The sequence below is a fragment of the Cryobacterium sp. Y50 genome, assembly GCF_002929805.1.
GTDB lineage: Bacteria > Actinomycetota > Actinomycetes > Actinomycetales > Microbacteriaceae > Cryobacterium.
The window spans coordinates 21523-41582 of sequence record NZ_PJJM01000094.1 but is presented as its reverse complement, the minus strand read 5'-3'; the positions used below and the strand labels follow the sequence as shown (position 1 = coordinate 41582).

General features: G+C 63.7%; 12 protein-coding genes. 4 read left to right on the top strand and 8 right to left on the bottom strand.

Features of this window, described 5'->3' with window-relative positions:
* The first annotated feature begins 38 nt into the window (after positions 1-38).
* Complete coding sequence (locus CXY73_RS12205) at positions 39-1496, top strand: polysaccharide biosynthesis tyrosine autokinase (protein ID WP_104177853.1); 1458 nt, start codon at positions 39-41, stop codon at positions 1494-1496.
* Complete coding sequence (locus tag CXY73_RS12200) at positions 1496-2500, top strand: glycosyl transferase (RefSeq protein ID WP_104177852.1); 1005 nt, start codon at positions 1496-1498, stop codon at positions 2498-2500. The genes CXY73_RS12205 and CXY73_RS12200 overlap by 1 nt, the downstream gene beginning before the upstream one ends.
* Before the next feature lie 25 nt (positions 2501-2525).
* Here CXY73_RS12200 and CXY73_RS12195 read toward each other — a convergent pair whose 3' ends face one another.
* From CXY73_RS12195 to CXY73_RS12175, 5 genes are all read right to left on the bottom strand, one after another.
* On the bottom strand, positions 2526-3611 hold the full coding sequence (locus tag CXY73_RS12195; protein WP_104177851.1) for a glycosyltransferase: 1086 nt from the start codon (positions 3609-3611) through the stop codon (positions 2526-2528).
* A gap of 59 nt (positions 3612-3670) precedes the next feature.
* Positions 3671-7951 (bottom strand): LamG-like jellyroll fold domain-containing protein, encoded by a 4281-nt coding sequence (locus tag CXY73_RS12190; RefSeq protein ID WP_233198300.1) that lies wholly within the window; start codon positions 7949-7951, stop codon positions 3671-3673.
* Positions 7952-8067: 116 nt separating this feature from the next.
* Positions 8068-9015: a glycosyltransferase family 2 protein gene (locus tag CXY73_RS12185; protein WP_233198299.1), complete on the bottom strand. Its 948-nt coding sequence runs from the start codon at positions 9013-9015 to the stop codon at positions 8068-8070.
* 99 nt (positions 9016-9114) lie between these two features.
* Positions 9115-12411 (bottom strand): LamG-like jellyroll fold domain-containing protein, encoded by a 3297-nt coding sequence (locus CXY73_RS12180; protein WP_233198298.1) that lies wholly within the window; start codon positions 12409-12411, stop codon positions 9115-9117.
* Between the two features lie 122 nt (positions 12412-12533).
* Entirely contained in the window at positions 12534-13259 is a 726-nt protein-coding gene (locus tag CXY73_RS12175; protein WP_104136202.1) for a hypothetical protein, read from the bottom strand.
* A gap of 173 nt (positions 13260-13432) precedes the next feature.
* Here CXY73_RS12175 and CXY73_RS12170 point away from each other — a divergent pair, with 173 nt between their 5' ends.
* A complete protein-coding gene (locus CXY73_RS12170) occupies positions 13433-14560 on the top strand; it encodes a glycosyltransferase family 4 protein (protein WP_104177849.1) in 1128 nt (375 codons plus the stop codon).
* A gap of 28 nt (positions 14561-14588) precedes the next feature.
* Here CXY73_RS12170 and CXY73_RS12165 read toward each other — a convergent pair whose 3' ends face one another.
* The gene (locus CXY73_RS12165) at positions 14589-16349 is read right to left on the bottom strand and encodes a delta-60 repeat domain-containing protein (RefSeq protein WP_104136208.1); all 1761 of its coding nucleotides are present in this window, start codon (positions 16347-16349) and stop codon (positions 14589-14591) included.
* Between the two features lie 403 nt (positions 16350-16752).
* On the opposite strand from CXY73_RS12165, the gene CXY73_RS12160 reads away from it, so the two are divergent.
* Positions 16753-17211, top strand: a complete 459-nt coding sequence (locus CXY73_RS12160) for an adenylyltransferase/cytidyltransferase family protein (protein ID WP_104136273.1) — start codon at positions 16753-16755, stop codon at positions 17209-17211.
* Positions 17212-17310: 99 nt separating this feature from the next.
* On the opposite strand, the gene CXY73_RS12155 is transcribed toward CXY73_RS12160, so the two are convergent.
* A complete protein-coding gene (locus CXY73_RS12155) occupies positions 17311-18375 on the bottom strand; it encodes an acyltransferase family protein (protein ID WP_158254115.1) in 1065 nt (354 codons plus the stop codon).
* Positions 18368-19756 (bottom strand): hypothetical protein, encoded by a 1389-nt coding sequence (locus tag CXY73_RS12150; RefSeq protein WP_146071743.1) that lies wholly within the window; start codon positions 19754-19756, stop codon positions 18368-18370. Before CXY73_RS12150 ends, CXY73_RS12155 begins: the two co-directional genes overlap by 8 nt.
* Between the last annotated feature and the right edge of the window lie 304 nt (positions 19757-20060).

The following is a 20060-nucleotide window of genomic DNA, read 5'->3' as shown; positions in this document are numbered from 1 at the left end:
CTTGATTGTAGTGTGGGCGCAACTGAACGGAGAATGCTGTGGAACCGATCGACTATTTGAGGACAATCACGAGGCGATGGCTGATCATCCTTATTGTCGGGCTGCTCGGCGGTGCGGCAGCGTGGGGCTATGCGGCCGGCCAGCCCCCGCAGTTCCAGGCCACCAATAGTGTTTTTGTTACCAGCGACCGCGGTGAGACCACCAGCGAACTCCTGCAGACCTCCACCTTCACGCAGAATCTCGTGCAGTCGTATGCGCAGCTCGCGACGACACCGACCGTTCTCGGCCCGGTGATCACCCGATTAGGGCTTGATACGACCACCCAGAACCTCGCCGCCCAGGTGTCCGCCGTCACACCGCTCAATACCGTCTTTATCAATATCACCGCCTTCAGCGGGTCAGCGGAGCAGGCCGTCGATCTGGCCGACGCTGTTTCACTGTCGCTCGCCACGACGGTCGAGAATCTGGCGCCCAAGGGCCCCGACAATTTGCCGTCGATCTCGGTGAAGACCGTGTCGCCCGCGCAACTTCCCGGTGCACCGTTTTCTCCGAATACCAAGCTCATCGTGCTGACCGGTCTGCTGCTCGGTCTGATGGTCGGCGTACTCTATGCTCTGGCCCGGGAGGTCCTCGATACCCGGGTGAGTACGCAGAAGGACCTCGACCGAGTCTCGTCGGACCCACTGCTCGGCATGGTCGGCCGTAAACGGCGCTCCGACCCCGCGGGTCTGGCCATGCGGGTAATGCCCCACAGTGCTCTGGCCGAGGCCTACCGCCGGGTGCGCGCCAATCTCGAATTCATCGACGTTGACAGCCCGCCGCACAGTGCAGTTATCACCTCCGCCGTCGCTCGCGACGGAAAATCCACGACCGCCATCAACCTTGCGTTAGCCATGGCCGAGCGCTCCGCGAAGGTGCTGCTGATCGATGCCGACCTGCGACGCCCGTCTATCGCCGAACTGTGCGATCTTGAGGGCGACGTCGGCCTCACCACAATTTTGCTCGGCGACGTCGGACCCGAAGATGCTATCGTGCGCTGGTCCGATGGGCTCGATGTACTGCCGTCCGGCGCCGTGCCACCCAATCCCGGACGACTGCTCGGTTCGGCGGCGATGAAAACGCTGATGAAACGCCTGCTCGAAGACTATGACTTCATCGTCGTCGACTCCCCTCCCCTGCTTCCGGCGACCGACGCCCTCGGATTATCCCACCTCACCGACGGTGCCATCGTTGTAGCTCGCTACAAAACGACCACCCGCCAGCAGCTCACGACCACTCTCGAGTCCCTCGAAGCGGTCAACGCCCGCATTCTCGGCATCGTGCTGAACCAAGTGCGCGAACATCGCGCCGAGGTCTATTACGGACCGCTCGCACCCGTGAAGGGAGTGTCTGCACCAATGACCGGACCGGCCAACCGGGTCACGGCCACCCGAGCACCCAAAGCCGCGTTCGATGACTCCGGCCGCCGAGACTCGGAACCGGCGCGGACCAAATAGTGCGCGTCCTCCAGTCGTTTCCGGAGGGCCGCGCCACGACCAACCCCTACCTCGTTCAACTCGACCGAGGGCTGCGGGAACACCTACAGGTTGACGGATTCTCCTGGTGGCGGGCGTTGACGGCACCATATGATGTGTTCCATGTGCACTGGCCTGAGATTTTGTTGCAAGGGCGCACCCCGGCGCGAGCTTTGGTGCGGCGCCTGCTGTTCGCACTTCTGCTTTCGCGACTGCGTTTCCGCCACACGGCCGTAGTGCGTACGCTGCACAACCTGCGCAGCCACGAAGAGAAGTCACCGACCGAGCGGCGCTTGCTGCATGCGTTCGACCGCCAGACCACCCTGTGGATCAGGCTCAATCCATTCACTCCCCTGCCGGTGGGTGCGCTCGAACGCACGATTGCACACGGCGATTACCGCGAGTCGTATGCCGGCCACACCTGCCCGTCGACAGTTCCCGGTCGCCTGCTCTACTTCGGCCTGATTCGCCCCTATAAGGGCATCGACACACTGATCAACTCCTTCACCGCACTAACGGATGCTACGGAATCGTCCGCAACGCTGCGAATCGTCGGTCAGCCCCACACTCCAGAGCTGGCCCGAACGCTGGGAGCTCTGGCGGCCGGAGACCCGCGCATCGAATGCAGCCTGGGCTATGCCAGCGACGAGACGCTTGCCCACGAGATCGGCGAGGCCGAGCTGGTCGTCCTCCCTTATCAGGAGATGCACAATTCCGGTGCCGCACTGTTGGCCTTGTCTCTCGGCCGCCCCGTTTTGGTGCCGCGGAACACTGTAACCGAGGCGCTAGCGAACGAGGTAGGCGGCGACTGGGTAATGACCTACCCCGATGCACTCTCGCCCCGGGCCCTCACCGATGCGCTCGCCGCCGCGCGGTTCTCGTGCCACACGGCCCGTCCCAATCTTTCGGCCCGCACTTGGGAGACCGGCGTGGCCGGGCACTTGGAGGCGTACGAGTGCGCGGTGCGCGCCGTTCGAGCGCGCTGAGCACCCACCCACCGAACAGGCCGTTCTAGCGCGCCCCGACGAACATCCAGGCGTCGGCGGCTAAGCGCCCGTCGACCGCCGGCAGATCGGCAACGATTGCCGCGCCGGTTCCAACCCGCTTCTGCAGGGCGTGCATGACCGCGTTTGCCAAGGCCGGAACCCCTGCCCCGGGGGCAACGACATCGTGGCCGTGCTCGGTGAGCCAGTCCGCGAGGCCGGTCTCCGACGTTGTGACGATATTACACCCGTGGGCCAGGCCCTCAACTATGGGCAGACCAATTTGCTCGCGCCACGTTGCCGTGGGCTGAGACGGCAGGGCGAGCACTCCCGCGCGCCGCAGGTGAGCGTGAATTTCACTTCGCGGCGGGTCGATGATGAGCTCTATCGTCGGGTCCTGCTCGGCCGCCTGACGGGCCCGGCCTTCGAGGGTCCCCTTGCCGATGATGGTCAGCCGAGCTGCAGGAATGAGAGCGGTGACGTTCGGCCAGGCCGCAAGCAATTCAGGAAAACCCTTCCGGGCCACGAGGGCTCCGAGAAAGACCACGCGCGGCTCACCAGGGCCGAAATCGACCGGGCAGGCACACGGGGCCGGCAAGGCCGGGATGACGGTGCTCGTGGTTCCGACCGATGGCCAACGCAGGGCACTGCCGTAGGTTATTCTCGCGGCATCAGTGCCGAACGCGATGCGATCGGTGTGCCGCCAGACAAACCGCGATAGGTGGCTGTTGGCGAAGCGCCGCAGTCGACCCTCCTCGCCGACGGGGCGAACCAGGGGATTTGAGTTTTCCATGGCGTAGCTGACGATCGTCGCGCGCGGGCCACCGAACAGCAACCGCACTCGCAAGCCGCTGATGGCCAGCGCACTGCCCCACACGCTCGAGAGCATGAGCGGTTCGTTGATTTCGAGCGTGATCACCTTCGACCGGGCCAGCAGCCAGGCGGCGCGCACCGGCCCGGCCTGCACAACGTTAAGCCCCTCAACCAGGGATTCGTGAAAGTCGTATCGTTTCGCTCGATAGAGAATGGTCGCCTCCGGCAACACGTGGGCACGCTCGAGATAAGCGCTGCGCAGGGTTCGGTACAACCTCGCCCTCGTGGTTACGATCCGCATCCGGCGCGGTCCCTCTCATCTTCGTTGCCTGTCATCGGATGGCTCCTTGCATGTACAAATTACTGGGGCGCCACTGCGATCAGGTCGTCAAAGGTCGCCGTCATCGGGCTCACCGTGGCCGAGCCACTGACGTAGAACGCTACCCCGATCGAACCGGCCTGCTGCAGGGCGGCCGTCGAATCCGTCGCGCTGACCTGCCACGTATCGGGAGCAGGCTCACCCAGCTTCCACGCCATCGCCTTGAGCGTGGTCGGTGCGGTGCCGGTGACCTGCACCCGCAGCTGCAGCTGATCCCCCGCCGCGTAGCTGAGGCCGGGGATGGTCAAGGACTTGAGACTCGTCGCATAACGTAGGAGCTGCACCTGCACTGCCCCGGACGCCAACAACTTGACGCGTGCCCGATAATCGTCCGTACCCACCCGACGCCCGATCGCCGTGAGGTAAACGCCGCCGCCGGTCACTGCCTGCTGTACGCCCGTTGTCACGGTCAAGTCGGTTTCAGTGGATAACACCGCGCTCAGATAGCCGTTGAGCATCCTGCCCGGCACGGCATGAAGCGTGGCCACGCCGTCACCTACTGAGTAGTTGGCCGCTGATCCGGTCGTGGTCCATGACCCGCCGAGGTCGGCTGTGCCGAAGCCGGTGCTCATGGCTCGACTGAAGGCATCCGCTGCGAAGGCCGTCGCGGGCGCTGGCGCCGGGTCGGTGACCACAACGCGCTGGGAAGCGCTGGCCGTTGCACCGGCATCGTCGGTGACCGTGAGCACGATTTCATAAGTTCCGGCCACAGCGTAGCCGTGGGTTGCCGTTGCCACAGCGGCGGATTCGGTCGCGCCGTCCCCCCAGGTCCAGGTGTAGCCCGCGATCGTGCCGTCCGCGTCACTCGAGCCGACGCCGTCGACGGCGACCGCAAGATCGGTGGCCGTCGCCGTGAAGGCCGCAACCGGGGGTGCATTCTCCTCAACTGGCGGCTCAACGGCGGTGACCGTAACCGACTCAGTGGCGGCCGCGGTAGCCCCGGCATCGTCGGTCACGATCAAGGTGACCTCATATGTTCCCGATTCAGCATACGTGTGGCTCGCCTGAACGGCGGTGCCGGTGGCGCCGTCGCCGAACGTCCACGCGTAGCCTGTAATCTGTCCGTCGGAATCCGACGACGACGACGCGTCAACCTGCAGGGCCAGGCCGTCGACCGAGGAGACGAAAGCTGCCGTCGGTGGCAGATTGGCCGCGCTTCCTCCCGATCCGAGCGCGAAGTGCTGGCCGATGACCGCGGCTTCCAAGGCTGTGGGATAGACCGCAACCTCGTCGAGGGTGCCAGCTAGCGCCGGGCTGCTCGAGCCCCAGGTGGGGTCGCTGCCAATGCGCCAGTACCCCGAGTAGGCCTGCGCCGCCGGTTGCGGATTCGTGCCCACCAGTGCGCCATCGACGTAGAGCTGCATGCCGGCGGGAGACTGCACGGCCACCACGTGGTGACTCACGCCATCGTTGTAGGACGCGGCCGAGGTCACCAGGTTTGCTTTGCCGGTCCAGGTTCCGAAGACGAGACGCCCGTCATCCTGCAGGTAGACGTGACGGTCATAGTTGGTCGACAGCCCGGTCTGACGGTTGCCGAAGCCGATGATTTTTCCGCCCTGGGTCGTGGTCGTGTTGAACCAGGCCTCGAGCGAGTAGGTGGTCGGATTCACGAATTGCGTGTCGCTGCTGACAGTTCCGTCGTTGAAGGTCACCGCGGTACTGTTCGTCCCGGTGATCAGCGCGTCCGCACCCTTCGTGACGGCGCCGGAGTATGTTCCGGAATTGCCCAACTGACCAGCATCGAGGGCTGTCGTGCCGGCGGCTTCGCCCAGGCGCCAATACAGGTCGGGTTCGGCGCCGTACACGGCGGCACCGTAGGAATCGGCGGGCGCGGCCGGTACCGGTGAGGTGCGACCGGACGCGACGTAGTGGTCGAGCACCTGCTGGCGACTCAGCGGCCCGCTGTACAGCGCGACCTCGTCGATATCGGCCGCAATGTACCCACTCGTCGGCTGGCTGGTCCAGCTGCTGAGTGTATCTCCACCGATTCGCCAGAACCCCTGGTAAACCTGCCCGGTCGTCACGTCGGAGCGATGCGCCGCGCGCTTGCCGTCGATGTACAGCGTCATGCCCGCCGGACTGAGGCTGGCCACAATGTGGTGCCATTGCCCATCGTTATAGCTGTCGCTCGTGTTAATGGTGCGAATCGCGCTGGGGTAGGCGCCGAACCAGATCTTGCCGCTGTTGTCCATATAAACGTGGCGGTCGTATCCGGTCGAGTTGCCGGTGTCTTTGTCGCCGAATCCGACGATTTTGCCGCCTCGGGTGGTGGTGGTTTTCACCCACGCCTCGACGCTGAAGTTGTTCGACGATCCTTCCGCCGTTGCGGTCGAGGCCAGCCCGTTTGCCGTGCCGTCGAAGCGCGAGGCGGCCTGCTCAGCGATGGCGCCCGAGACATCTCTGGTCACGCCCGACCGCACGGCCAGGTCGGCTCCGCCGGACCAGTCGAAGGCCGTTGTGCCTTCCTGCTCACCGAGCGGCCAGTAGGACCGCGGTGAGTCACCCAAAACGGATGCCGCGTAGTCACTCAGCCCCGCACCCTCGGCTACTGTGACCGACGCCACGGCGCCGGTGCGACTGTTGCCGAATGGGTCGGTCACGCGGATGCGATAGTCGTAGCTTTGTCCCGGCGTCAGCCCGGCGTCACTCCAACTGAGCATCGGCCGGTTCCAATCGGTAGAGTCGGCCAGGATTGTCGCGACGCTCGCACCGTCCCTGAGCACCTCGTAGCTGAGATTTTCGTTGTCACGGTCGTAGGCACTCATCCAGCTCAGCCGGGTTCCCCCCGGCACAAAGGACGCGACGGACGGCACGAAGTCTGCGGCCACAAAGGAGGTATTTGTGACCCGCGGGCCTTCCTTATTTGGGGCGATGGTGCGAGCCGCGAACCGCGCCAGCCCCTGCTGCCCCTTGTTGTTGACGATCGTGAACTCGCCGCCGTAGAGCAGATAGTCCTCATTCGCGGCAATGTTCCACGGTCCCTGACCCTGGCCGGTGTACGTGCCGGAATTTATATCGGGGTAGAAGGTCAGCAGGTCAGGCCGGGGGGTTCCCTCAAAGTTGTAATACGAACCGCCCGTGCGGTTTCTGGTGATGATTCCTTTCGCCTCCGACGTGAACGTCAGGGTGCGGTGGAAGGTCCATGGGTCGGTCTGTGGCGGGCCGGCAATGTTGCCACAAAAGTGAGCGTGCGAAGTGGTGTAGACGACGTCGCCGACTGGCACTGCGGAGTAGGTATCGCCGTGGCAGTCCTCGACCCAGATCAGTGCACCCTCGTCCCAGCTGGCGCGAAAAGCACCCTCGAGAGTTCCGCCGGTTCCGAAGACATAGCCGGTTCCGATGACGCCCTGTTCCGACGAGGTCAGGCTCAGGATGGCGGCGTCTTTGCCGCCGTTGCGAATGATCGAGTTGATCTTCCACGGCAGGGATGCGCCGGTGGCGGCATCCGTTGCAGCCATGCCGTAGCCGGGGTTGGAGTTGCCGTTGTACGAGGTGAACGCGCCGCCGATGATGACTCTGCCCCCGTCAGGGGAGATGGTCAGTGCGTTGACCCCGCCGCCCGCAGGTTCACCGGTCCAGGTGCCGAGGGCACCGTTGGACGCAGCGAATGAAGCCGTCATGGTGCGAGCCTGTCCGCCGGCGGTGGAAAAGGTTCCTCCGGCATAGACCGTGTTGCCGAAGATTCCCAGCGCCTTCACGGAGGCGTTCACGACCGGCTTCCAGGTGGAGACTAGGGCGCCCGTACCCGTGTCAAAGGCCGCCAGGCGGTACCGAGTGTCCGAACCGACCTTGGTGAAAGACCCGCCGGCGTAGACCCGGGTACCGTCGGCCGAGGCGACCAGAGCACGAACGGCTCCGTTGAGGTTGGGGTTGAACGCGGACATGAGTTGTCCGGTGGTGAGGTTGTAGGCGAGCAGGTTGTTGCGCACCACCTCGTTGACACCGCGGGCCGAGCCGGCCGGGCGGGCGCGGGTGAATTCCCCTCCCACGTACACCGTGTTCCCCACGATCAGCTGAGTCCAGACGACACCGTTGATCTGTGTCGTCGGCAGCGAATCCGCGGCGACCGTGACCGGAGTGCTGACATCGACCGGCGCGGAATCCGCCAGCGCCACGGCTGGGGCGCTCAGCACTCCGGCGATCACGGCGACCGCCGTCGCCAGAGCGAGCCAGCCTGCCCGTGCCAATTTGGCCAGGCGCGGGGTTCCGCTGGGTGTTGGAGCGACAAGACTGCGCGAAGCGACGAGCAGAGGAACAGCCACCAGAAGGCCTCACTTAGGGTTTGGACCGTAGCCTTCGAGTAGCCACCGCACTAGTTCGCAGTATATTGAGTCTTTGTCAGTTATCAATGCCCCCCATACGGGGTATTGGTGCTGGGCTAGCGCTTGTACTCGTGATAAATCGACCCCACGGAGCCGCTCAGCATGCCGGCACCGCGGGCGGCGGTGCGCAGTCCCCGGGCCCGATGGGGCAATTGTCCGATGATCAATCCGGTCAGGTAGCGGGCGAGGCCGCCCAGTACCCGTGCGGTGCCGCGGGCGACCATTGTGGCTCGCACGAGCATCCGCTCGCCGTGCGCAGTATCGTCGAGGTTGATTCGACTCCAGGTATTTCCCATGCGGAAAGCGCGCTGCAGCACCCATTCTCGAGTGAGTCGGCTGGCCGGGACCACGTCGATGACGATGGCCTCGTCGCACCAGATCATTTGCCCACCGAGGCGATGCAGCTGCCGGGTGAACAGCGAATCCGAACCACCGGAGATGCCGAACCGTTCGTCAAAGTTCAGGCCGAGGCGGCGCACCTGAACGAGATCAAGGAGGAGGTTGTTGGTGGCGGCGAGCGAAACCGGCGTCCCCGTGGCGAATCGGCGACGTTCAAAGAAACCGCCAGCCCGAATCCACGGTTCGGGTTCCGTGGCGTATCGCGAGAGCACCGGACCGACGACGGCGGCCGGTCGAAAAGTCGCGTAGGTGTCGAGAAGCTGCATGAGCCACTGGGCAGTAGGCCGCTCATCATCGTCGATGAAGATCAGCACGTGGGCATGATCTGCTTCCGTCAAGGCCCGATTGCGACCGGCCGCAATCCCAGGAATCGGTTCATGCACGTACCGCACTGGAACGAAGCTACTCGACGCGGCGACCGCAGCCACCTGGTCACGTGCACCGCCGTGCGGATCGTTGTCCACGACGAGAATCTCGATCGACCGAGAGACTGTGGCGGCCTGGCCAAGGAGCTCTGGCAGCAACTCCGCCAGGTCATGGGCGCGACAATAGGTGAGGACCGCGATCACGACGCTGGCCTCACCACGCGGATATTCGTTGGTCACGACTCCCCCTCTTTGGCATTGCGCCATCACAAATTCTGCACAAGCAGCGGCGCTGCTGACATCCGGTCAGCCACGCTGATCGGCCGCTGCCGGCATCGGTCAATTTGCATGCGTAGCGACGAAATCGTCCAAGATCGTCGTGACCGGAGTCACAGTAGCCGTTGACCCGAGGTAGAGGGCCAGTCCGACAGAGCCAGGCGCCTGCATGGCGGGTGTGGCATCCGTCGTGCTGAGCTGCCAGGCCGCCGGCTCAGTGCCACCGGCGCTCCAGACCTTAGCCCGGATGGTCGTCGGCACGGTGCCGAAAACCTGCAGCCGGACGCGAAGCTGGGTTCCTGTCGTGTAGGTCAGCCCGGCGATGTTTTGCACCATCAAAGTTGTCGCACCGTGCATGAGTTGCAGCTGTACGACACCCGTGGCCAGGAACTTGACCCTGGCCCGGTAATCATCGGTGCCGACTCGCCGGCCGATGACCGACGCATACGCTCCCGAGCCAGTGGCCGCCTGCTGAAGTGCTAACGTCACACTCACGTCACTGTCAGCCGCGGACACACCCGACAGATATCCGTTGACTGTGGCCCCGGCCGCGGCTTTGAACCACCCGGCACCGTCGCTGACCGAGTAATTCACCGACGATCCGGTCGTGGTCCACGCGCCTCCGCTATCGGCCGTGCCGAGCCCGCTGCTCAAGACGCGGGAAAACGTGTCGGTTGCCATGGGGAGATTGGGATCAGCGGCCGGCACGAGCACGTTCTGCGACGTCACGGCCGTTGCGGCAGAATTATCGGTAACCGTGAGGGAGACGGGATAACTGCCGGCGGCGGTGTAGCTGTGCGTGGCTGTCTTGCCGGTCGAATTTGTCCCGTCACCCCACGACCAGGCGTAGCCAGCAACGGTGCCATCAGCATCCGTCGAAGCGGATGCGTCCACCGAAACGGCGAATGGTGACGTCTGGTAGCTAAAAGCCGCGGTCGGCGGCACATTGGCCTGAGGACCGGCGCTGCCTATAAAGTAGTGGTTCGCGATGGATTCCGCCCCGAGCGCGTTTGGATACACGGCGACGTCATCGATGTCAGCGGCGATATAGTCGCTCAGGGGCCGGCTGGTCCAGCCACTCAGATTGTCGCCGCCGATGCGCCAGTAGCCTTGAATCGGGGCCGCGGAGGTCGTGTCGGTGCGTTGGACGGCGAGTACTCCGTCAATGTACAGCGACATACCGTTTGCGCCGACAGTGGCAACGACGTGGTGCCACTGTCCATCATTATAGGACCCCGTCGTATTGATCGTGCGGAGAACACCCGGCTTGACTCCGAACCAGATTCGGCCGGCATTGTCCATATAAACGTGACGGTCGTAGGCAGTGGAGTTGGCGGTGGTGCTGTTGCCGAGGCCGATAATTTTTCCGCCACGCTTGGTCGTGGTCTTGACCCAGGACTCGACGCTGAAGGCGCCGCGCGGTGTTTCAAACGCGCTGGACGCGGCGAACCCGGTCGTGGTGCCGCTGAACCGCGAAGCAGAGCCGCTGTCACCGGTGAGGGCACCCGCGACGTCCCTGGTCACGCCAGAGGCGGTTTGTGCATTGGCGGCGGCGACCCAGTCGAAGGCCGTCGTTCCGCTGGCTTCGCCGAGCGGCCAGTAGGACGTCGGCGAGTCTGCACGAACCGCCAACGCGTATGCGCTGTAGCTCCCGACACTTGCGACGTTAACGGATGCCGGACTTCCGGTCTTCACGTTGCCAAATGGATCGCTCACCCTGACTTGATAGGAATACGTTTGACTGGGGGTCAGCCCGCTGTCCGTCCAACCCATGCTGGGTCGGGACCAGTCGACGGACAGGCCCGATACGGTACCGACCGACACTCCATCACGCAGAACTTCGTATTTGAGTCGCTCGTTGTCACGATCGTAGGCCGACTTCCAGCCAATGCGCACCGTGCCGTTCGAGAGCGATTGCAGGTCAGGAACGAAAGCAGACGCCACGAAGGCTGCGTTAGCCACGCGGGGCCCTTCCTTATTGGTTGCGGTCGTGGAGCTGGCGAATCGAGCCAGCCCCTGCTGCCCCTTGTTGTTGACGTTGGTGAACTCGCCGGCGTACAGCAGGTATTGACCGTTGGTCACGACGTTCCAGGGCCCCTGCCCTTGCCCGGTATAGATGCCCGTGTTGATGTCCGGGTAGAAGCTCAACAGGCTCGGGCGAGGTTTGCCGACGAAGTTGTCGTAGTTGCCCACGGCGTTCGGCGTAATGAATCCGGTGGTAGCCATCGTGAACGACAGGGTTCGGTGGTAGGAGCGCGGCGCCGTCTCGACCGGTCCGCCGATATTGCCGCAGTAGTGGGCGTGACCGGTGGTGTATACGACGTTCTGGGTCGGGGCCGCGGAGTAGGTGTCTCCGTGGCAGTCTTCCATCCAGATGATTGAACCGTCCGACCAGCTGGCGCGGAAGGTGCCCTCGAAGTTGGCGCCAGCGCCGTAGTCGTATCCCGTGCCGAAGACACCATCGAGCGAGGAGGTCAGGCTTGTGATTCCGCCGTTGATTCCGCCGTTGCGGAGCAGCGAGTTGACCGCCCAGGGCAGGGATGCACCGGTGACGGCGTCGACGGCCGCCATCCCGTAGCCGGGGGTGCTGGCGCCGTTGTACGAGGTGAAGGCGCCGCCGATAATGACTTTGGCACCATCGGGCGAGACGGTGAGGGCGTTGACGGCACCGCCACTCGGGGTTCCTGACCAGGCCTTCAACGCACCGTTGGAGGCGTCAAACGACGCAATTTGGGGGCGCGGCTGACCACCGGCAGTACTAAAGCTCCCACCAGCAAACAACGCGCCACCCGAAAATCCGAGCGCTTTGACCTGCGCGTTCAGGACTGGAGCAAACGACGCGACGAGCGCGCCCGTGCCGGTGTCAAAGGCCGCCAGGCGGTACCGATTCGCTCCGCTCACGGAGGTGAACGAGCCGCCGGCATAGATTCTGCTGCCATCAGCAGAGGCGACGAGTGCTCGAACTGCACCGTTGGGGTTGGGGCTGAACGTCGGGATCAACACACCGGTCGTCAGGTTGTAGGCGAGCAGATTGGTGCGCACCACCTCATTCACACCGACGCCGGAACCAGCCGGGCGGGCTCTGGTGAATTCGCCCCCCACATAGACGGTATTGCCAACAATCAACTGGGCCCACACCACACCGTTGATCTGAGCGGTGGGAAGGGAATCCGCGGCCATCGTCACCGGCGTGGCTGGATCGGTAGGAGCTGTGTCGGCTACGGCCTGGAGTGGAACCGTGATGGCGGCGGCGACTACCGCGAGAGCGGTCATCAACCCGAACGCACCGGCGCGTGCTGACCGATTATGAAACGAAGTCAGGCGTGCGCGGTTCAGTCGAGACGCGTAGAGAGATCCCACGGTGCTTCCTTACTCGGAGGAGGAGCGAGGCCGTCGGGTGGCCGTCGCATTCAACGGAGTCTAGTGAGGTTTTCTCATTATAGAATACCCTCTATGGGGGGGCAGTCACGTGCAAGGCTTGGTCAGCGTGGCGCCGCGCCCTCAAAGAGCACGATCGGCACGCCGGCCGAGTAGTCGACGGCGATCTGCACTTCGTCTCGCTCATCAGCGGGGACAGTGAAAACGAACACGCCCTGCGCGGTCGCGCCAACGGCGACCTCATCGGGAAATGGGACTCCGCCCGGCGCGGCAAGTTCGGTGGCCGGCGACTGAACAGCCCCAAAAAAGAAGTTGACGACGGTTGACGTCAACGAGACGGGCGCCGCAGTGTCGTTGCGAACGGAGACGGCGAACCGGAGCGACGGACCGGCAATCTCGCCCGGTCCCCGCGCCACACCCTCGACCGCCTCGAGTTCGCTGATACGGAACACGACCCCGGGCACGGCCACGGCGGGGTCCGTCAGTGGAACCGGTTCCTGAACCTGTGGTGGAGCGACCTCGCTCGATGGAACGCCGACTCCAGCGTTCGGGTCAGGGATAATTGGCACAGGCGGCGCCGGTTCGGCCGACCCGGGGCTGGGCGACGGGGACGGCGAACGGCCGGGCGACCGGGTGGGAGTCGGGGACGGGCTCGTCACGGACTGCGTCGCGGCGACATCGGCCGAACCGGCACGCTGCGACGCCCAAACGTTTGTCACGAGCAGGATAACCACGAGCAGGACCAAGAGTCCAGCCCCGGCAATCCACCATAGCCGACGCCTTCCTCCCGCGGTGTCGAGGCCGGTATCGGCGGAATGGTGCACGGCCATGATCAAACTCCAGGCTGAGGACCCGCTCAAAAATGAATCGGGTGAGAACGTCGTTGAGTTATTAATACACGCGTGGGGTTTTCTTTCCAAGGGGGCACCTGAGCCCACTTTGGGGGTACACGCCCACACTGTACAGTGTGTGAAAAGCTGCCGACCACTGATGAGGCCAACACATGCGCATCGCAATCTTGCACGGGAACAATGACGTCTACGGTGCCTCTCGTGTGCTCATTCAGGAAATTTCCTGTCTCCTCAGCCTCGGCCACACCGTGGCCGTCATCGTGCCCAACCCCGGACCACTGGCAGAAGAGCTGGCTCAGTCCGGCCTCTCTGCAACCGTCATCGTTGACCCAGGGCTGTCGGTCCTGAGGCTCAGCAAAATCTCAGACCTACTGCATCCAATTCGTCTTCGGCCAGAAATTACCGATGCTGACGTCGTGGTCTTGTGGACGCTCGCCCTCGCCGCGTACATTCCGCTCCTGCGCCTAAAACGCAAGAGTTTTTACCTGTCGGTGCACGAACTTCTCCCCAACCGCTTGGGAAACCTCTTGGTTCGGGCGCTCCTGGCCCCCGGCCGCTTTCCGATCTGCGCCTGCAGCGAAGCCACGGCAGCGTGGCTGGAGCGCAACGGGGTCTCCCGCACGCGGTTGACCGTGACGTCGCCCGTGTTCGACCCGGTCCTGATGGTCAGCGCACCGACGCTCCACGACCCGTTCACCCTCGCCGTCATCGGCCGCGTCAATGGTCGCCGGGGACACCTCGAGGTGGCTCACGCGCTCCAATCCCTGTGGCCGGTAACGAGCTCCCATCTTCCGGCGACCGGCTTTTCCTGGCGACTGCTTCTGTTCGGTGCGCCATTCCCCGGCCAGGAGTCCGCTCTCGCCGCGGTGTTGCACCTGATCGAGGGCGATCCACGTATCGAATACCGCGGGGAGACAAAATCCGTGGAAGCCATCGCCAGCGAGATCGATGCTGTTGCCTGCTTTCCCTCCATGCCCGAGTCGTTTGGTCTCGTACCCGTTGAAGCATGGCGGGCGGGGGTTCGGGCTGCGGGATTCGCCGACGGAGGGGCCGGCGAGGTGTTGCCCCTCGTCGGCGGTATCGGCGTGGCACGCACCGGTGCACCCCTCGCTGATATTTCGTCGGCACTCCGCACTCTGGAGCGGTCCATCCGAGCACGGGAAGCCTTGCCCGAACCGTCGACGGTCAACCCGCATTTTACGGAGGAACGCCGACTGAGGGCGCTGACCCAGGTTCTCAGCCGGGCCATTGCCAAGCCAGCCCGCGGCGCTGTCCGCTAGCGCTAATCCTGCCCGGCTAATCTTGCCCCTACGGCTCAGGCACCACCTTCGGGTCGGGAACCACCTCAGGTGCCGGCAACAAATTCACGTCGGGTGCGGTTTTCGGCTCGGTGGGTGCAGTCGGATCCGGTGTCTGCGTGAGGGTAGCGGCGCTGGCAGCTCTCACGCTGACGGCATCACCGGTGACGGCATTGCCGAACGGGTCACTCACCCGAATTTGGTAGGAGTACGTCGTTTCGGACGTACGGCCGGCGTCTGTCCAGCTGATCGTGGGGCGGCTCCAATCTACGGAGAGCCCGGTTTGCGTGCGCACGACAGCGCCGTTTCGCAAGATCTGATAAGTGAGCAATTCGTTGTCGCGGTCGTGGTTCGACTTCCACGTGACACTGACCGTTCCGGCGCTTGGTGTGGTGAGCGTTGGCTTGAAACTGGCACCGGTCACGCGCGGCCCTTCTTTGTTTGGCGCGATAGACGACACCGCGAAGCGCACTAGTCCCTGCTGCCTTTTGTTGTTGACGAGCGTGAACTCGCCGCCGTAGAGCACGTAATGGGAGTTGGCGGCTACATTCCACGGTCCCTGATTTTGACCGGTAAAGTTACCGGCATTGATGTCGGGGTAGAAGGTCAGCAGCGACGGCCGGGGGCTCCCTTCAAAGTTGAAGTAGCTACCACCCGTGCGGTTCCGAGTGATGGTGCCTGTTGCATTCTTCGTAAAGGCCAGAGTCCGATGAAAGGTTCGCGGACTGGTTTCCGAGAAACCACCGATGTTTCCACAAAAGTGGGCGTGCGCGGTCGTATACACGACGTCGCCGACCGGAACTGCCGAGTAGGTGTCACCATGGCAGTCCTCGATCCAGACGGTGTTGCCGCTGCTCCAGCTGGCCCGGAACGTTCCCTCGAACATTGCCCCGGGGCCATAGTCGTAGCCAGTGCCGTAGACGCCGCCGGAATCCGAGGTGAGCGACAGAATAGAACCGTTAGGGCCCGCATTCTTGATGAGCTTGCCAATGTTCCAGGTCATTCCGGCGCCAGAGCTGGAATCCGTTGCCGCCATTCCATAGCCAGGAGTCGTCGCGCCGTTGTACGAGGTGAACGAACCGCCGATGACGACCCGGTCACCGGTCGGCGAAACTGTTAGTGCGTTCACTGCTCCGTCGGGCACCATGCCCTTCCAGGTACCGAGCGATCCGGCGGAACCGGTGAACGACGCGATCCGCTGTCGTCCTTGAGAGTTAGCCGAGGTGAAGCTTCCCCCCGCGAAGACGGTGCTCCCAAACGCGCTGAGCGCCCGAACGGTGTTGTTTGCCGTGGGCTTCCAGGTGGAATCGAGCGCCCCGGTGGCCGTACTGAAGGACGCCAGCCGAGTTCGCGTCACGGACCCGACTGTGGTGAAAGCTCCGCCGACATAGATGCGTGATCCGTCTGGCGAGGCGGTAATCGCCCGCACTGCACCATTGAGGTTGGGGTTGAATGACGTCATGACACCAGTCGACAGATTGTACGCCATGAGATTGTTGCGCGTCACCTCGCTCGTTCCGGCCGAGGCTCCAGCGGGGCGTGCGCGAGTGAACTGGCCACCGACGTAGACGGTGTTTCCGACGATCGCCTGGGTCCACACCACTCCGTTGATTTGGGCGGTCGGCAGCGCATCGGCTGCGACAGTTTTGGGGGTGGAAGAACTCGGCGGTGCCGTGTCCGCTTGCGCGCCGCCGGTACCAAAAAAAATCGACGCCACCAAAACTGCCGCAGCAATCATTGCCACCATCGGAGACCGAACGCTCCGCGCCATAAGGAAACCTCAACTTCAAATCGGACGGCGACCTTCGGGCGGCCCCGTGGTGCAGGAATCATACTCGACTTCACGAATTTCGAGCTCTCACCACGAAAAAAACTGCGTGCCCGACCCTCGTCGGTCGGCCGGAGCGTGCACGGGCGGAACGACGATGGTCAGTGTTCACCCCTAGTCAGGCTGAAGGATAAAGGTTAGGATTCCTCACTACCTCTCTTACCCGAATCCTGTTGCAGCTCACGCTGCAGCCTGAGAGAAATCTGAGCAATCTGTGACCTACAAGCACCCGACCACCCGGCACCCGACCTCAGCGATCCCTCCAGAAACGAAACCGAACCGCGCGAACCTGCTGAAGCCTGCTGGCGACGAGTCCCCCGGGTGCCTTGCTGCCCGGAAAAACGGGCTGCGCATCGGCTACGCTGCTGGCGGGTTTGACCTCTTTCACGTTGGACACCTCAATATTCTCAAGCACGCCAAAAGCCAGTGTGACTTCCTGATCGCCGGCGTTGTGTCCGACGAGATGCTCCAACTCACCAAGGGCATCACCCCCGTCGTGCCACTGGTCGAACGTCTCGAAATTGTTCGTCACATTTCCTTCGTGGACGAGGCCGTCGCCGAAGTCGTCGAGGACAAACTCGACACGTGGCGCGACCTCCGCTTTGACCTGTTCTTCAAGGGCGACGACTGGAGAGGCACCCCCCGCGGGGTACACCTCGAAAACGAGTTCGCTGCCGTCGGCGTTGAGGTCGTGTACTTCCCTTACACGGTCAATACCTCCAGCACGATTTTGCGTCGAGCGCTCGACGCTCTCACGCGCCCAGATGCGGCCGGTCTCAGGCAACCACGCACGAGCACTCCCTAACTGTTGGCGCGCAGCCAAGCCACTCAAGAACGGGTTTCTCGGCCAAGAAACCCGTTCTTTTCGTGTTATTCCCCTAACTGACGCGTACTTCGGGCGCAATCACGCGAATGGTTCAGAATGCTCCTCCCGCACGGCTTTGCGCGGCGGTGCTGCCCAAGAGGCAACGGGCACGGTAAACACCCCCGGCACGGCCGCTAATCGTCGATAGGTGGCCAGAGCCAGCCCGATTGCCGCGCCGCACAGCAGCAGCGGAACCGCCGTTGCTGCATTCGTCGGTAACGTCGCGCCGCTGGCCATGACGATCGCAGCGAGCGCCGCCATGGGAAAGGTATGCACCAGATAGATGGGCAACGTGCGACTACCCAGCACGCGCATGAAATCAAATACCGGAGCGCGCGACAGCACGACAGCTGCGCTGATGCCCACCAGAACTGCCAGGACGCTCACGGCGAGGAGCACGAACGGTACCTTTGTCAACGACAGCTTCACCATGATGAGCACAACGCCGGCGTACACGCCACACAGCCCGGCCATGTGCCACCACCGCACCCGCGGAATCAGGTGTCGCACACGCGGGCCCAGCCAGATCGCCGCCAAAAAGAAGACCAGGTAGCGCCCCATCTTGTCCCACGGTGTGGCGGTGTGCAGAATCTGCGCGCCGAACAGCACGGCGAGCGCCCCCGTTACAGACACGGCAATGAGCGGATGCCAGCGCCGAGTCAGCCAGGCCACGGTGAGAAAAATGGGCAGGGCGTAGATGAACCAGAGATTTATATTCGGCCGGATGAACAGGGTAACCAGGTCGGACCACCTGGCGACGGGCCCGTCTGGGCCGATCGGCGGCAGGGCCAGCAGGAACAGGGTTTGGACGGCAACCCAGGCGGTATAGAGATACAGCAGCAGGGACATCCGCTGACGAAACAGCTGCCAGTACGGCAACCGGATGGCCTTGGCCGCAAGGATTCCAGACATGAAAAAGAATAGCGGCAAACGGAAGGTGTCGAGCAGAGGGTTGAGCGGCGCCATGGTACCGGCCAGGCCTACCCGGTCGAGATACATAACCGAGTGATAGAGCACAACGAGGGTGATCGCGATGCCCTTTGCCACGTCGATCCAGGCCTCGCGTGGCGTGCCGCGAATGACGAACGACGCGGTGTCAGTCACGGGTCGCGGTCTTGGGAGACTTGCCGAAGGGGAACAGTGCTGCCACCCGGCGATGGGCGGGTCTAGGCAGAACCGGACCCTTGCGAATCAGAGTCAGTGCGAGCACCAGGATGAGCAGTCGCGCCGCGGTGTACAGCGGGCCGAAGAAGAACACCCACACGGTGTTCACAACCAAAAACAGCAGAATTCCACTGGCGCGGTTCGCGGCAACCGCAGCTCCAACCCCGCGCAGAACCAGAAAAAGAATAACGACGGCCAGCAGGAAACCGGGAATGCCGAACCGTGCCCAGAGGTCGCCGAGCACCGAGTGCAGTTCGATATTGCCGCCGAACATGTAGTTTTCGACGTACCCGTTGTCGGGGTCGTAGCTGATCGATGCCATTCCCGTCTTCGCCGCGAGCAGATCGGTCGGATTCAGCAGCGTGCCGGCCCCGAACCCGTATGACTGGTGTGCCATCAGGGACGCCGTCGCGGCCAGTTCCGGTCGCCCGCCCAGAATGAGCGACCCGGCAGTGTTAAGCTGGTCGATGGTGCGAGCCCGCGTCGCCTCGCCCAACAGCCCCGCGACGATGGCCGCCTGCCCCAGGTTGTATACGACGATGGCGAGCACCCCGATGGCGACGACGACCCCGGCGCCCGACCTCACGCGCAGGGAGCGGAGGCGGCTGGTCGGGCGCATCTGCCAAGCCACGAGAATGAGGGTCAGAAGCAAGATCGCGAAGGACGAGCGCGCATCGGTGATCATTGACAAGACTGTCAGCCCGAGCACCGCGAACAGGTCGAACCAGCGACGATCAAGAATATGAGCGATGGCGAGGATGACCACCGTCAGTGCAAAGGAGAATCCGAAGCGCCAGGGATTGTCGAAGAACCGGGCGTTGTCGGTGGTTACGCTCCCGAGCAGACCGAGCCCAAACCACAGGGCCACCCACGAGTCGGGCAGGACGCTGCGGGTCCAAAGCACAAAGCCGAAGGAGCACAACAGGCCAGCCAGTCCGATGGAGTTGCCGGCCAGTTCACTCGTCACGATGACGTGGGTGGGCGCAGCGAGTACGGACAGCCAGATGCCGGAACCGACGGCGACGAAGCCGACCAGCACGAGGGTGAGCGCGCCCGGATAGCGGCCGAGCGTCGGCAGCCAGAGCGGAATCAGCGCGGCGGCCGCCAGGTAGCCGACGGTAATGCCGAGCGGCAGGTCGAGTCGCAGACCGATCAGCACCAGCACCAGCACGGCAATGATCTTGGTCGAGCGCGGAACCGCTACCTCGGTCGAGGGAACCCGATCATGGCCGGGATTCACGGCGAGCGGTACGGGCCGCTCGCGCGTCTGGCGTGCGCTCGAGCGCTGCTTTGTCACGGCCTGTTTTGTCGTCTCACGCATGTAGGTCGTTCGGCCCCGCACCGGGCCGCGCCCGAAACAATTCGGGTATTGTTCCTGCCGCGCGACCGCATCGGCATAACAGTAGGTCCATGTGGGCAGGGGATCAAGGCCGGGGCCGAGTGAATTCCTCCTGCGATTCCCCCCCGATCGGGGGTCGCACCCTGCTGGCAGGCTGCGTGTACAGTGGCGTTTTCAGCTTGATCCACGCCCTGAGCCAATGGGAGCCACCGCCTTGCCCGAGGACGCCTCACCCGCAGCTCCAACGAAACGTAAGCCCGATCTACTGCCTAATCGGACGGGCACA

Excerpts from the sequence above, each read along its gene's own strand:
- CXY73_RS12195 (WP_104177851.1), bottom strand. The coding sequence starts at position 3,611 with ATGCGGATCGTAACCACGAGGGCGAGGTTGTACCGAACCCTGCGCAGC.
- CXY73_RS12165 (WP_104136208.1), bottom strand. The coding sequence starts at position 16,349 with ATGGCGCGGAGCGTTCGGTCTCCGATGGTGGCAATGATTGCTGCGGCA.
- CXY73_RS12175 (WP_104136202.1), bottom strand. The coding sequence starts at position 13,259 with ATGGCCGTGCACCATTCCGCCGATACCGGCCTCGACACCGCGGGAGGA.
- CXY73_RS12170 (WP_104177849.1), top strand. The coding sequence starts at position 13,433 with ATGCGCATCGCAATCTTGCACGGGAACAATGACGTCTACGGTGCCTCT.
- CXY73_RS12150 (WP_146071743.1), bottom strand. The coding sequence starts at position 19,756 with ATGCGTGAGACGACAAAACAGGCCGTGACAAAGCAGCGCTCGAGCGCA.